This window comes from Comamonas sp. FG99 (assembly GCF_057808605.1).
Genome location: NZ_JBMDII010000008.1, coordinates 26230 through 40292, shown reverse-complemented (window position 1 = coordinate 40292; position 14063 = coordinate 26230). Strand labels below are relative to the sequence as shown.

General features: G+C 67.3%; 15 protein-coding genes. 12 read left to right on the top strand and 3 right to left on the bottom strand.

The window, feature by feature from the left end; translation table 11 throughout:
- Window positions 1-16 precede the first annotated feature (16 nt).
- Entirely contained in the window at window positions 17-1285 is a 1269-nt protein-coding gene (locus ACODRX_RS07385) for a YeaH/YhbH family protein (RefSeq protein WP_488870603.1), read from the top strand.
- Window positions 1282-2907: a SpoVR family protein gene (locus ACODRX_RS07380; protein ID WP_488870601.1), complete on the top strand. Its 1626-nt coding sequence runs from the start codon at window positions 1282-1284 to the stop codon at window positions 2905-2907. The genes ACODRX_RS07385 and ACODRX_RS07380 overlap by 4 nt, the downstream gene beginning before the upstream one ends.
- 5 nt (window positions 2908-2912) lie before the next feature.
- On the opposite strand, the gene ACODRX_RS07375 is transcribed toward ACODRX_RS07380, so the two are convergent.
- Complete coding sequence (locus ACODRX_RS07375) at window positions 2913-3413, bottom strand: MarR family winged helix-turn-helix transcriptional regulator (protein WP_488870599.1); 501 nt, start codon at window positions 3411-3413, stop codon at window positions 2913-2915.
- A 148-nt stretch (window positions 3414-3561) separates the two neighbouring features.
- On the opposite strand from ACODRX_RS07375, the gene recA reads away from it, so the two are divergent.
- The 4 genes from recA (at window position 3562) to ACODRX_RS07355 (ending at window position 7270) form a co-directional block, all read left to right on the top strand.
- Complete coding sequence (recA, locus tag ACODRX_RS07370) at window positions 3562-4653, top strand: recombinase RecA (RefSeq protein ID WP_488870598.1); 1092 nt, start codon at window positions 3562-3564, stop codon at window positions 4651-4653.
- Between the two features lie 9 nt (window positions 4654-4662).
- The gene (gene recX, locus ACODRX_RS07365) at window positions 4663-5118 is read left to right on the top strand and encodes a recombination regulator RecX (RefSeq protein WP_488870597.1); all 456 of its coding nucleotides are present in this window, start codon (window positions 4663-4665) and stop codon (window positions 5116-5118) included.
- A gap of 96 nt (window positions 5119-5214) precedes the next feature.
- Window positions 5215-6192 carry a Bug family tripartite tricarboxylate transporter substrate binding protein gene (locus ACODRX_RS07360; protein ID WP_488870596.1) on the top strand — a complete coding sequence of 326 codons (978 nt, stop codon included), beginning with the start codon at window positions 5215-5217 and terminating at the stop codon, window positions 6190-6192.
- A gap of 16 nt (window positions 6193-6208) precedes the next feature.
- Window positions 6209-7270: a porin gene (locus ACODRX_RS07355; protein ID WP_488870594.1), complete on the top strand. Its 1062-nt coding sequence runs from the start codon at window positions 6209-6211 to the stop codon at window positions 7268-7270.
- Window positions 7271-7285: 15 nt separating this feature from the next.
- Here ACODRX_RS07355 and ACODRX_RS07350 read toward each other — a convergent pair whose 3' ends face one another.
- Both ACODRX_RS07350 and kdgT read right to left on the bottom strand, forming a co-directional pair.
- Window positions 7286-7918 carry a LysE family translocator gene (locus ACODRX_RS07350; RefSeq protein ID WP_488870593.1) on the bottom strand — a complete coding sequence of 211 codons (633 nt, stop codon included), beginning with the start codon at window positions 7916-7918 and terminating at the stop codon, window positions 7286-7288.
- Window positions 7919-8048: 130 nt separating this feature from the next.
- Window positions 8049-9026, bottom strand: a complete 978-nt coding sequence (gene kdgT, locus ACODRX_RS07345; RefSeq protein ID WP_488870592.1) for a 2-keto-3-deoxygluconate transporter — start codon at window positions 9024-9026, stop codon at window positions 8049-8051.
- Between the two features lie 298 nt (window positions 9027-9324).
- On the opposite strand from kdgT, the gene ACODRX_RS07340 reads away from it, so the two are divergent.
- The 6 genes from ACODRX_RS07340 to ACODRX_RS07315 all read left to right on the top strand — a co-directional run bounded on the left by ACODRX_RS07340 (window position 9325) and on the right by ACODRX_RS07315 (window position 14046).
- Window positions 9325-10107 carry an SDR family oxidoreductase gene (locus tag ACODRX_RS07340; protein ID WP_488870591.1) on the top strand — a complete coding sequence of 261 codons (783 nt, stop codon included), beginning with the start codon at window positions 9325-9327 and terminating at the stop codon, window positions 10105-10107.
- A gap of 42 nt (window positions 10108-10149) precedes the next feature.
- Entirely contained in the window at window positions 10150-11007 is an 858-nt protein-coding gene (locus ACODRX_RS07335) for a fumarylacetoacetate hydrolase family protein (RefSeq protein WP_488870590.1), read from the top strand.
- 120 nt (window positions 11008-11127) lie between these two features.
- A complete protein-coding gene (locus ACODRX_RS07330; protein ID WP_488870589.1) occupies window positions 11128-11811 on the top strand; it encodes an amino acid ABC transporter permease in 684 nt (227 codons plus the stop codon).
- A 13-nt stretch (window positions 11812-11824) separates the two neighbouring features.
- A complete protein-coding gene (locus ACODRX_RS07325; RefSeq protein ID WP_488870587.1) occupies window positions 11825-12472 on the top strand; it encodes an amino acid ABC transporter permease in 648 nt (215 codons plus the stop codon).
- The gene (locus ACODRX_RS07320; RefSeq protein ID WP_488870585.1) at window positions 12456-13196 is read left to right on the top strand and encodes an amino acid ABC transporter ATP-binding protein; all 741 of its coding nucleotides are present in this window, start codon (window positions 12456-12458) and stop codon (window positions 13194-13196) included. Before ACODRX_RS07325 ends, ACODRX_RS07320 begins: the two co-directional genes overlap by 17 nt.
- A gap of 43 nt (window positions 13197-13239) precedes the next feature.
- Window positions 13240-14046, top strand: a complete 807-nt coding sequence (locus ACODRX_RS07315) for a transporter substrate-binding domain-containing protein (protein WP_488870584.1) — start codon at window positions 13240-13242, stop codon at window positions 14044-14046.
- The last annotated feature ends 17 nt before the right edge of the window (window positions 14047-14063 follow it).

The window sequence follows — 14063 nt, the reverse complement described above, 5'->3', positions numbered from 1 at the left end:
TGCATGGGGGGCACAGATGGCATTGCAAATCATCGACCGCAGGCTCGCCGGCAAGAACAAGTCGGTGGGCAACCGCGAGCGCTTCGTGCGCCGCTACAAGGAGCAAATCGCCGAGGCGGTGCGCCGCGCCGTGAACCAGCGCGACATCCGCCACATCGAGGAGGCCGAGAACATCACCATCCCGCGCAAGGACATCCGCGAGCCGGTGTTCCACCACGGCTCCGGCGGCGTGCGCGACACCGTGCACCCGGGCAACAGCGAGCATGTGCGCGGCGACCGCATCGCCCGGCCGCAGGGCGGCGCGGGCGGAGGCTCCCAGGCCAGCGACAGCGGCGAGGGCGAGGACGATTTCAGCTTCACCCTGTCCAAGGAAGAGTTCATGGAACTCTTCTTCGAGGACCTGGCCCTGCCGCGGCTGCTGCGCACCCACATCGCCAGCACGCTGCAGTACAAGACGCGCCGCGCCGGCTACAGCCACGACGGCACGCCGCACAACCTGGCGGTGCTGCGCACCATGCGCGGCGCCCTGGGCCGGCGCATCGCGCTGACCAAGGCGCCGCACCGCGAGCTCGCCGCCCTGGAGGCCGAACTCGCGGCCCTGCTGCAAAAGGGCGAAGACGGCAGCAGCCAAGCCGTGGCCGAGCTGCGCCAGCGCATAGAGGCGCTACAGGCGCGCATGGGCAAGGTCGCCTTCCTCGATCCGCTGGACCTGCGCTTTCGCAGCCGCACCAAGGTGCCCGAGCCCAGCAGCCAGGCGGTGATGTTCTGCGTGATGGATGTCTCCGGCTCCATGGACCAGGAGCGCAAGGACCTGGCCAAGCGCTTCTTCATCCTGCTGTACCTGTTCCTCACGCGGCACTACGAGAAGATCGACATCGTCTTCATCCGCCACCACACCCAGGCCGCCGAGGTCGGCGAGGACGAATTCTTCCACTCCCAGGAGAGCGGCGGCACCGTGGTCAGCAGCGCGCTGGTGCTGCTCGAGCAGATCATCCGCGCGCGCTACCCGGTGGCCGACTGGAACATCTACGTGGCCCAGGCCAGCGATGGCGACAACTTCGGCGACGACGGCGGCAATTGCCGCAACCTGCTGGCCGACCGGATATTGCCGCTGGTGCGCTACTTCGCCTATGTGCAGGTGGTGCAGGACGAGCAAAGCCTGTGGCAGGAGTACAGCCAGCTGGTGCCGCTGTTCCCGCACTTCGCCATGCGCAAGGTGTCTGGGCCGGGCGACATCTATCCCGTGTTCCGCGACCTGTTCAAGAAAGAGGGCGTATCGGTATGAATCCCTCCCAATACCCCGTGCTGGCGCGCCGCGCGGGCGGGCACCACAAGAAGCCGCCCTTCGCCGGCGAGCGCGCGCCGCGCGGCGTGCCGCCCGATCCGCTGCCGGCCGGCAAGCGCCCGACGCGCCCGCTGCCCGACCCCAGCGACTGGACCTTCGAGCTGATAGAGCGCTACCACGGCGCGATTGCCGCCACGGCCGAGCGCTATGGCCTGGACACCTACCCCAACCAGCTCGAAGTGATCTCGGCCGAGCAAATGATGGATGCCTACGCCAGCGTGGGCATGCCCGTGGGCTACCGCCACTGGAGCTACGGCAAGGAATACCTCGCGACCGAGCGGCGCTACCGCCGCGGCCACATGGGCCTGGCCTACGAGATCGTGATCAACTCCAACCCCTGCATCAGCTACCTGATGGAGGAAAACACCACCGCCATGCAGGCGCTGGTGATCGCCCATGCGGCCTACGGGCACAACAGCTTCTTCAAGGGCAACTACCTGTTCGGCATGTGGACCGATGCGGGCAGCATCATCGACTACCTGGTCTATGCCCGCGACTTCATTGCCCAGTGCGAGGAGCGGCACGGCATCGAGACGGTGGAGCAATGGCTGGACTCCTGCCATGCGCTGGCCAACCTGGGCGTGGACCGCTACCGCCGCCCGTCCAAGAAGACCCTGGCGCGCGAGCGCGCCGAGCGCGAGCAGCGCGAAGCCTATGCCCAGCAGCAGGTCAACGAGCTGTGGCGCACCCTGCCGGCGCGCCCGGGCAAGGACAGCGCGGTGCCGGAGAGCGAGCGCTTTCCCAAGGAACCCGAGGAAAACCTGCTGTACTTCATCGAGAAGAACGCCCCGCTGCTGGAGCCCTGGCAGCGCGAGATCGTGCGCATCGTGCGCAAGATCGCCCAGTACTTCTACCCGCAGCGCCAGACCCAGGTGATGAACGAAGGCTGGGCCACGTTCTGGCACTACACCCTGCTCAACACGCTATACGACGAAGGCTGGCTCACCGACGGGGTGATGATCGAGTGGCTGTCCTCGCACACCAATGTCATCTACCAGCCGCCGGCCGGGCACCGCGCCTACAGCGGCATCAACCCCTATGCGCTGGGCTTTGCCATGTACCGCGACATCCGGCGCATCTGCCAGCAGCCTACCGAGGAGGATCGGCGCTGGTTTCCCGACATGGCCGGCACACCCTGGCTGCCGGCGCTGCACCATGCCATGCAGAACTTCAAGGACGAGAGCTTCGTCGGCCAGTACCTCAGCCCCAAGCTGATGCGCGACATGCGGCTGTTCGCCATCCACGACGATGCGCGCGAGCGCGAGCTGCTGGTCAGCGCCATCCACGACGAGGACGGCTACCGCAGCCTGCGCCAGACCCTGTCGCAGCAGTACGACCTGGGCGTGCGCGAGCCCAACATCCAGGTCTGGAACGTGAACCTGCGCGGCGACCGCTGCCTCACGCTGCGCCACACCCAGTACCAGGGGCGCCCGCTGGCCGACGATGCGCTGGAAGTGCTCAAGCACACCGCGCGCCTGTGGGGCTTTGGCGTGCAGCTCGAAACCGTCAATGCCGACGGCGAGGCGCCGGTGCTGCTGCACGCGGTGCCGCCACCATCCTGAACGGTTCAAAAGCCGGGCGCGCCGCCCGCATAGGCCTCCAGCCCCAGGGCCACCACCGCCGCCACGTCCCCGCCCACCTCGGCGCGGAATTCGGCCTCGGCCTGTGCCACCGCCAGCTCGAAGGCCTTGAGCCACAGCAGCCCGGTCTTGGTAAAGCGCACCCGCCGCGCCCGCGCATCGTGCGGATCGGGCTCCTTGGTCACCAGGCCCCAGGCCTCGCACTGCTCGACCAGGCTGGCCATGGCCTGCTTGCTCATCCCCGCGCGGGCGGCCAGCGCGCTCAGCCGGTCGCCGGCCAGCGATAAATGCCGCGTGATGTGGATGTGCGCGGCGCTCACCTGGTCGCGCGCCGCCAGGTTCGACAGCGCCAGCGGCACATCGATATCGTGCGCCATCAGCTGCAGCACCCGCGCGTCGAAGCGGCGCATCGCATGGCCGAGCAATCGGCCCAGGTGGGTCTGGCGCCAGGCATCCGAGGCCGGCGCGGTGGCTTGCAATGCTTGCATGGAGCTGATTTTAGTCAGCTAAACTGACTAAAAACAGGGTTCCTGGAAAAGTATGGGTCGCATAAACTACTGTTCAAGCATCCAGCCTGGTTATCCATTCAGGTGGCATGCAAACCCTCTCAAGTCTCAGCCTACAAGGAGTGCTTCCATGGACGCCGTCACCAAGAACGCCAAATCCGCCGATAAATCCACCGACAACAGCGAAAAGGCCAAGGCCTTGCAGGCCGCGCTGGCCCAGATCGAAAAGCAGTTCGGCAAGGGCACGATCATGCGCCTGGGTGAAGGCGAAGCCATCCAGGACATCCAGGTCGTGTCCACCGGCTCGCTGGGCCTCGACATCGCGCTCGGCGTGGGCGGCCTGCCCCGTGGCCGCGTGATCGAGATCTACGGCCCCGAATCCTCGGGCAAGACCACGCTGACGCTGCAGGTCATCGCCGAAATGCAAAAGCAGGGCGGCACCTGCGCCTTCATCGACGCCGAGCACGCGCTCGACACCGGCTACGCCCAGAAGCTGGGTGTGAACCTTGGCGAGGTGCTGATCAGCCAGCCCGACACCGGCGAGCAGGCGCTGGAGATCGTCGACAGCCTGGTGCGCTCGGGCGCCGTGGACCTGATCGTGGTGGACTCGGTGGCCGCGCTCACGCCCAAGGCCGAAATCGAGGGCGAGATGGGCGACCAGCTGCCCGGCCTGCAGGCCCGATTGATGAGCCAGGCGCTGCGCAAGCTCACCGCCACCATCAAGAAGACCAACTGCATGGTCATCTTCATCAACCAGATCCGCATGAAGATCGGCGTGATGTTCGGCTCGCCCGAAACCACCACCGGCGGCAATGCGCTCAAGTTCTACGCCTCGGTGCGCCTGGACATCCGCCGCACCGGCACCATCAAGAAGGGCGACGAGGCCATCGGCAACGAAACCAAGGTCAAGGTGGTGAAGAACAAGGTCTCGCCGCCGTTCAAGACCGCCGAGTTCGACATTCTCTTCGGCGAGGGCATCTCGCGCGAGGGCGAGATCATCGACATGGGCGTGAATGCGCGCATCATCGAAAAAAGCGGCGCCTGGTACGCCTATGGCGGCGAGAAGATCGGCCAGGGCCGCGACAATGCGCGCGAATTCCTGCGCGAGAACCGCGACCTGGCGGTGGAGATCGAGAACAAGGTGCGCGACAGCCTGGGCATTGCCCTGATGCCCACCGACGGCGTCATTCCCGACCCGCAAGAGAAGGAAAAGTCCAAGTAAGGCCCGCGCATGTCGTTTGCCAGGCTCTCGCTCAAGGGCCGCGCGCTGCGCCTGCTGGCGCTGCGCGAGCACTCGCGCAGCGAGCTGCAGGCCAAGCTGGCGCCGCATGTGCAGGAGGGCGAGGACCTGCCGGCCCTGCTCGACGAGCTTGAGGCGCGCGACTTCATCAACCCGCGGCGCGTGGCCGAGTCCATCGTGCACAGCAAGGCGCAGCGCTACGGCGCGGCCCGCGTCGCGCAGCAGATGCGCAGCAAGGGGCTGGATGCCCAGCTCATAGGCGATGCGCTCGAGCAGCTGCGCGCCACCGAGCTGCAGCGCGCCCGCGAGGTCTGGCGCCGCCGCTTCGATGTGCCGCCGGCCACGCCGCAGGAGCGGGCGCGGCAGATGCGCTTTCTGTTCGGGCGCGGCTTTGGCGGCGACGTGGTGCGCAAGGTGCTGGGCGGGGCCGGCGACGAGGATGCGTAGCGCCTCCATGCCGCAGCGGCATAGCTGCTAGATGCCTGCGGCAGTGCCGGCCGCCGCCGATTGCAGCCACAGTGTGGGCTCCACAGGAGACTTCACATGCAAAGACGACAGTTCGCCGGCGCCCTGCTGGCGCTGGGAACCATGCCGCTGGCCGCGGGCGCGCAGCAGGCACTTTCCTCCAAGCCCATCCGCATCGTGGTGCCGTTCGGCCCCGGTGGCGTGGCCGATCTCACCGTGCGCATGGTGGCGCAGAAAATGACCGAGCTGATGGGCGGCCAGTCCATCATCGTCGACAACAAGCCCGGCGCGGGCGGCGTGGTGGCGGCCGAGCAGGTGGCCCGGGCCGCGCCCGACGGGCTCACGCTGCTGCTCATGTCCAACGCCAATGCGGTGGCCGAGGGACTGTTCAAGTCGCTTTCCTACAACGCGGCCAAGGATTTCGCGCCGATCTCCATGCTGGGCTATTTCGACCTGGCGGTGCTGGTGGCGCAGGAGAGCCCCATCCGCTCGCTGCAGGACCTGGTCGCGCAGGCCAAGGCGCGGCCTGGCAAGCTCAACATCGGCACCATCAACATCGGCAGCACCCAGCACCTGGCGGCCGAGCTGCTCAAGACCACGCTGGGCATCGACGTGCAGATCGTGCCCTTCAACGGCTCGCCTGCGGTGCTCAATGCGCTGCGCGGCAAGCAGGTGGATGCGGCGGTGGAAATTCTCGCGCCGGTGATGGCGCAGGTCAGCGGCAAAGTGCTGCGCGCGCTGGCGGTGATGGGCGACAAGCGCGCGCCCGGGCTGGCGCAGGTGCCCACGGTGGCCGAGAGCGATCCGGCCGCCAAGGGCTTTGGTGTTGCCTCGTGGAATGCCCTGGCCGCGCCGGCCAGAACCCCGCCGGCCATCATCGCCCGGCTCAGCCAGGCCGCCAATGCCGCGCTGGCCGCGCCCGACGTGAGGCAGCGCCTGCAAAGCCTGGGTGTGGAGGCGCGCGGCAGCACGCCCGAGCAGCAGGCGGCGCTGCTGGACAGCGAGATCAAGCGCTGGGGCGCCGTGATCCAGCGCGCCGGCATCCCCAAGCAGTGAAGAGGCGCATATGTCCATGCGAATCTCTCTCACTGCACCACCCCGCCGCGCATACGCAGCCGCCCTCGCCATCATGGCCGGCTGCGCGACTGCGGGCCCCGCGCAGGCCCAGGCCACCGCTGGCAGCAGCGTGCAGCTCTACGGCCTGGTGGATGCCTATGCCGGCTCGATGCGGCGCAGCGACCAGCCGGCGCGCACCACGGCCGTGAACAGCAACGGCATGACCACCTCGTACTGGGGCCTGCGCGGCAGCGAAGACCTGGGTGGCGGCCTCAAGGCGGTATTCGTGCTGGAAAGCTTCTTCCAGACCGATACCGGATCGAACGGCCGCAACAGCACCGACCCCTTCCTGTCGCGCAATGCCTGGGTGGGGCTGGCGGGCGGCTTCGGCCAGGTATCCGCCGGGCGCCAGACCAACCGGCTGTTCGTGGCCAGCGGCCAGTTCGATCCGTTCGGCGGCTCGCTGCAGTTCTCTCCCGTCATGCTCCAGACCTGGCAGGCGTCATACGACCGCGCGGTGCTGGGCGACAGTGTGTGGAACAACACCTTGCAATACACCACGCCCACCGTCGGCGGGCTGCGCGCCGATGTTTCCTATGGTTTCGGCGAGCAGGCGGGCCACGGCGGCCACGGCAACAAAAGCCTGGCCGTCAACTACGCGAAGGGGCCGTTCGCGGCTGCCCTGGCAGTGCAAAGCGTGCAGTATGGGCCGGGCCTGGACGGCACCGCCATCACCCGCCAGACGGCGGTGCTCGCGGCGGCCTCCTACGACCTGGGGGTCGCCAAGCTCTATGGCCAGTGGCAGCGGGCGCGCACGCCGGACCTGGACATGCGGGCCGACACCGCGCAGCTGGGCGTGGGCATACCGGTGGGCGCGGCAGGCAAGCTGATGGCCTCGGTGGCGCATACCAGGCGCGACATCGCGGGTGCTGCGGGCAGCCGCCGCACCGATTGGGCCGTGGGCTACGACCATCAGCTGTCCCGGCGCACCGACCTGTATGCCGTCTACCTCAGCGACCGGCTCTCGGGCCACGATGCGGCAGGCAGCATAGGCGCCGGCATACGCCATCGTTTCTGATGGTGAAGTGAGGCGTCAACGGGCCAGGCAGCGCTGGATGCCCAGCGCAATCAAGGCCGTGCCCGCCAGGGCGTTGACGCCGCGTTGCACGCGAAGGTAGCCAGCCCGCAGAGCCTGGGTGCCAAACACGGCGGTGATGCCCCAATGCCAGCCCAGGGACAGCAGCGCGACCAGCACGATGGTTGCCGCATAAAACCAGGCTGGCGCGGCCACCGGAAAGACGGCGGCAAAAGCGCTGGTCCAGAATGCGGCGCCCTTGGGATTGGTCATGCCCGTCAACAAGCCCATGCGGTAGGCCGCCAGCGGCGATACGTGCCGGCCGCCGCTGTCGGGGGTGCTCGCGGCGACGGGGCGTGGCGCCATCGCCGAGCGCAGCAGCTGCATGCCGTACCACACCAGATAGGCCGCCCCGAGCATGCGCACGCCGGCGGTTAGCCAGGGGTGCTGCCCCAGCAGCGTGGACAGCCCGGCCAGTGCCACCGTGACCCAGAAAATCGATCCCGTCACCAGCCCCAGAACCACATGGCGCGCTTGCAGGCGGCGGCCTTCCATGGCCATCTGGCTCAGCATGAAAAAGTTGGGGCCCGGGCTGGCGAGCACGGCCAGGTAGATGCCGGCGATGAGCAGGAGCGAAGCGGCGTATGCCATGGTTGGAGCATTCCAGAGGGACGGGGACGCCCAGGTGGCGTCCGACACCTGGGATTGTTCCATTCCCTGGTGCCGGGCTTGATGCAATTTCCGCAGCGCAGTGATGCGGGCGCAGGGTAGTCGCCGGCGATTACCCGGGCATGCGGGCGCCGCGCCCCAGGGCGGGCGCCATGCGCGATGCCCATAGCGTGGTCACGATGGGGGTGAGTATGGCGGTCACCACCACGCAGGCCGCGACCAGCGCGGTGGCGGCCGGGGCGGCGGGGGCGAACTGCGGCGCGGCCTGGGCCACCAGATGGGGCGTGGCGACCGCGGCGCCCGCCGTGCTGGAGGCCGCGATGCCGGCCGTGCCGCGGCCGCCGCCCAGCACGATGTCGGCCACGATCAGCGCCAGGCCCGAGACGGCCATCACCGCGACGGCCAGCAGTACGCCCAGCAGGCCGGTGTTCACGATCACCCCCAGGTCGATGGTATTGCCCAGCGAAAACGCGAAGAACGGAATCAGGATGCGCGTGGCCTTGCCGAAGAATTCGCGCAGCTCCTCGTCGAGGTTGCCGAGCACGAAGCCGAGCAGGAAGGGGATGAGCACGCCGACGAGCAGGTGCGGCTCGAATGCGGCCAGCCCGGTGGAGCCCAGGATGAGCATGGTCACCAGCGGGCCGGACTCCATGCCGATCAGCACCGAGGCGCCGGCCTCTTCCTTGCTGCCGTATTCCTCCATCAGCGATGCATAGAGGCCGGCATTGGTCATGTCCATGGCCGCCACCACGGCCAGCACCGACAGGCCGGTGAAAAAGCCGGCCTGGATCCCCTCCACCGGCAGCCAGCGCGACAGCAGGAAGGCCACCAGCCAGGCCATGCCGATCTTGGCGCCGATCAGCGAGCCCGACTTGCGCAGCACCGTGCCGGTGGCGCGGATATGGATCGATGCGCCCAGGCAGAACAGCCAGACCGCCAGGATGGGCACCACGCCGGTGATCAGCCCGTTGGTGAACGAGCCGAAGTACTTGCCGGTGCCCGGCCAGAAGGTGTGCAGTACCGCACCCAGCAGCAGAGGCACCAGCATCAGGCCGCCCGGTATATTTTCAATGGTGCGTTTGATTTTCATAACAGTCTCCGATGGATGGAATGCATGCAGCGCGTACCGAGCCTGTGATTTGCCACATGGTGCGGCGATGCAGGTCGCAATGTTGCGCAGTTGGTTTATTTTTTATATGAAATCATTTTTCACTCATAGAAATAACAGTATTTACCCTTGTATGCATGTATGTGGCTGATAAATATAAGGGAAATCACTGATTTGCACGATTTTTTGCGTGAGTAGAGTCGTGATCTGGATGAAATATGATTTCACTTAAAAAAGTAATTTTCATGTGTGATGAATCGCAGATGCCAAAGGAGCAGCAATGAAGCGTGTAGAAGGCAAGCTGGCCCTGGTCACCGCCGCGGGCAAGGGGATTGGCCGTGCCAGTGCCTTGGCATTGGCGCGCGAGGGCGCCACGGTATGGGCCACGGATGTGGATGAGCAGGCGCTGGCGGAGCTGGCCGCCGCGGCGCAGGCAGAGGGGCTGGCCGGCTTGAAGACGGCCCGCCTGAATGTGCTGGACGGCGCTGCGGTGCAGGCCTTTGCCGAGCGCACCGGCAAGGTGGACGTGCTGTTCAACTGCGCTGGCTTCGTGCACCATGGCAGCATCCTCGACTGCGAGGAAAAGGACTGGGACTTCAGCTTCGACCTGAATGCCAAGGCCATGTACCGCACCATCCGCGCCTACCTGCCGTCCATGCTGGCGGGCGGCCCGGGCAGCGGCGGCGCCTCCATCATCAACATGGCGTCGGCCGCGTCGAGCGTGAAGGGCGTGCCCAACCGCTTCGTCTACGGCGCATCCAAGGCGGCGGTGATCGGCCTGTCCAAGGCCGTGGCGGCCGACTTCGTGCAGCAGGGCATACGCTGCAACGCTATCTGCCCCGGCACCGTGGAGTCGCCTTCGCTGCAGGGCCGCATCCGCGCCCAGGCCGAGCAGGCTGGCGCCGACGAGGCTGCGGTGCGCGCCGCCTTCGTCGCGCGCCAGCCGATCGGCCGCGTGGGCCGCGCCGAGGAAGTGGCGGCGCTGGTGGTCTACCTGGCCAGCGACGAATCGTCGTTCACCACCGGCACCATCCATATGATCGACGGCGGCTGGTCCAACTGAGGCCGCCAGCCTGATTCACCCGATTGCTCCAGGAGATTGAACATGAAATTGGTACGTTACGGCCAGCCCGGCCAGGAAAAACCGGGCCTGATCGACGCCCAGGGCCAGCTGCGCGACCTGTCGGCCCAGGTGGCGGACATCGACGGCGCCGCGCTGTCGCCCGCGTCGCTGCAAAAGCTCGCCGCCATCGATGCCGCCGGCCTGCCCGCGGTCAGCGGCCCGGTGCGCCATGGCCCGCCGGTCGCGGGCGTGGGCAAGATCATCTGCGTGGGCCTGAACTATGCCGACCACGCGGCCGAGACCGGCGCGCCGATACCGGCCGAGCCCATCCTGTTCCTCAAGCCCAGCTCGTCCATCATCGGGCCCGACGACACGGTGGTGATCCCGCGCGGCTCGGTCAAGACCGACTGGGAGGTGGAGTTGGGCGTGGTGATCGGCAAGAAGGCCTCGTACGTCACCGAAGCCGAGGCGCTGGACTACGTGGCCGGCTACACCATCGTCAACGATGTGTCCGAGCGCGAATACCAGCTTGAGCGCGGCGGCCAGTGGGACAAGGGCAAGGGCTGCGACACCTTCTCGCCCATCGGCCCGTGGATGGTCACGAAGGACGAGGTGGCCGATCCGCAGAACCTCGGCCTGTGGCTCGATGTGAACGGCAAGCGCTTCCAGGACGGCAGCACCCGCACCATGATCTTCGCGGTGGCGAAGCTGGTGAGCTACATCAGCGAGTTCATGTCGCTGCTGCCGGGCGACATCATCAGCACCGGCACTCCGCCCGGCGTGGGCCTGGGCCAGAAGCCGCCGCTGTACCTGAAGGCCGGCGACACCATGCGCGTGGGCATCCAGGGCCTGGGCGAGCAGCAGCAGGCCACGCGCGCCTGGTCGCGCGAGCTGGCCTAGGCCAAGCCCCGAGCGGCCGGGCCGCCGGGGGCGGCGCCCATGGCGGGCGCCGCATCATCGAGAACAGAATAAAAATCGTAGCGGCCAGCGCATGCTACGCAATGGAGACAGGCTGTTTTCATGAAATACCAATTCGATTTCGCAGCGGTGCTGGCGCAATGGCCGCTGTTGCTGGATGGCGCCTGGACCACGGTGCAGCTGTCCTTCCTGGCCACGGTGCTGGGCTTCGTGCTGGGGGCGCTGTGCGCCGTGGGGCGCGGCAGCCGCCTTGGCTGGCTGCGCCGCCTGGTGGGCGCCTATGTGGAGGCCATCCGCAACACGCCGCTGCTGATCCAGAGCTACTTCCTGATCTTCGGGCTGTCGTCGGTGGGCGTCACCATGCCGATCATGGCGGGCGCGGTGCTGGCGCTGGTGATCAACATCGGCGCCTACACCTGCGAGATCATCCGCGCGGGCATCGAGTCCATCCATGGCGGCCAGATCGAGGCGGCCGAGTGCCTGGGGCTGTCGCGGGCGCAGGTGCTGTGGCATGTGGTGCTGCGCCCGGCGGTGGAGCGCGTGTGGCCGGCGCTGACCAGCCAGTTCGTGCTGCTGATGCTGGCCTCCAGCATCATGTCCTCGGTGGGGGCGGAGGAGCTGCTGGGCGTGGCCAACCGCATCCAGTCCGACACTTTCCGCAACTTCGAGGTGTTCCTGGTGCTGTGGGTGGTGTACCTGGCACTGTCCTACCTGATGCGTGCCGGCTTCTGGCTGCTGGGGCAGATGGTGTTCACGCGCCGGCGCAAGCTCGGCACGCCGTTGTGAAGGGGCTGGCCGCATGTCGCAAGAACAGTTGTCGTTTCTGCTGCAGGGTGCCTGGGGCACGCTGCTGCTGTCCGCGCTGACCTTCGTGGCCGGCGGGCTGGCGGGGCTGGCATTGGCCATGGCGCGCATTTCGCCGGCCCGGCCGCTGCGGATGGCCGCGGCCGCCTGGATCCAGCTCATCCAGGGCACGCCGCTGCTGGTGCTGATGGGGCTGTGCTTCTATGGCCCCAGCATCGCGGGCTTGGGCTCGGTGCCGGCGCTGCTGGCCGCGGCTGTCGCCATGTCCATCTATGCCAGCGCCTTTCTCGGCGAGATCTGGCGCGGCTGTATCCAGTCGGTGCACAAGAGCCAGTGGGAGGCGGCCGAATGCCTGGGCCTGACGCGCTGGCAGCGCATGCGCCAGGTGGTGCTGCCGCAGGCGCTGCGCATCGCCACGCCGCCCACCGTGGGCTTTGCGGTGCAGATCGTCAAGAACACCTCGGTGGCTTCGCTGGTGATCGGCTTTGCCGAGCTTTCCTACAACGCCAAGGTGCTGAACAACTCCACCTTCCAGCCCTTCGTCTACTTCGGCAGCGCCGCGCTGCTGTATTTCGCCCTGTGCTACCCGCTGTCGCGCTGGAGCCTGGCGCTCGAAAGGAAACTCCATGCAAGCCGCCGTTGACCCCGTCGTCCAGCTGCAATCGGTGCACAAGCGCTTCGGTGCGCTGCACGTGCTGCGCGGGGTGTCTTTCTCCGTTCCCAAAGGGCAGGTGGTGGCCATCATCGGCAAGAGCGGCTCGGGCAAGAGCACGGCGCTGCGCTGCATCAACCGGCTGGAGCGGGTGGACGAGGGCACGATCCAGGTCTGCCGCCATGCGGTGCACGACCCGCAGCTCGATCTGCGTGCGCTGCGGCGCGATGTGGGCATCGTGTTCCAGAGCTACAACCTGTTCCCGCACCTGACGGTGCTGCAGAACATTACGCTGGGGCCGACCTCGGTCAAGCGCATGCCGGCCGGCGAGGCGCGCGCGCTGGCGCTGCAAGTGCTGGCCCGCGTGGGCCTGGCGGACAAGGCCGATGCCTATCCCGAACAGCTCTCGGGCGGCCAGCAGCAGCGCGTGGCGATTGCCCGCTCGCTGGCCATGCAGCCGAAGGTGATGCTGTTTGACGAGGTGACCTCGGCGCTGGACCCGGAGCTGACCGGCGAGGTGCTCAAGGTCATGGAAAAGCTGGCCGCCGAAGGCATGACCATGATTCTGGTCACGCACGAGATGGCCTTTGCGCGCAACGTGGCCCACCAGGTCATCTTCATGCATCAGGGCCAGGTCTGGGAGCAGGGCGGCCCGGGCATCCTGCAGGCACCAGCCACGCCCGAGCTGTGCCAGTTCGTCGGCAGCGGGCTTTGAAGCCGATACCACAACCACCACCCACCTGAACAAGGAGCGAGACATGCATACCTCTTTCATTCCCCGCCGGCTTGGCGCTGTGCTGCTGGGCGCGGCAGCGCTGTGCGCGGGCGCGGCCCACGCGGACCAGCTCGACAGCATCCTGGCCGCGAAGAAGCTGCGCGTGGCCATCGACCTGGCCGTGCCGCCCTATGGCATGAAGGACGACAAGCTCCAGTCCACCGGCTCCGACGTGGAGACCGCCCAGCTGCTGGCCAAGGACCTGGGGCTGGCGCTGGAGATCGTGCCCACCACCGGCGCCAACCGCATCCCCTTCCTGCAGACCGACAAGGCCGACATCGTGGTCTCCAGCCTCTCGGTCACCCCCGAGCGCGAGAAGGTGGTCGATTTCTCCATTCCCTATGCGGCCATCCTGGCGGTGGTCGGCGCGCCCAAGGGCATGAAGATCGCCGGGCCGGCCGATCTGGCGGGCAAGAAAGTCATCTCCACGCGGGGCACGACCAACGACCAGGAGCTGACCAAGATCGCGCCTGCCGGCACGCAGATCACCCGTTTCGACGACGACGCCACCTCGATCACCGCGGTGGTGAGTGGCCAGGCCGAGATCTTCGCCACGGCGCCGCCGCTGCTCAAGGCCATCAACGAGCGCAATCCGGCCAAGCAGATGGAGCCCAAGTTCACCATGAAGGTGAACATGCTGGCGGTGGGCCTGCGCAAGAACGAGCCGCGGCTCAAGGCCAGGCTGGACGAGGTGATCAAGGCGCGGCTCAAGTCCGGCGAGCTCAACGCCATCTACCGCAAGTTCCATGGCGCGGATCTGCCACCCGATGTGCTGGCCAACGCCAACTGAAGACCACGGAAACGGGC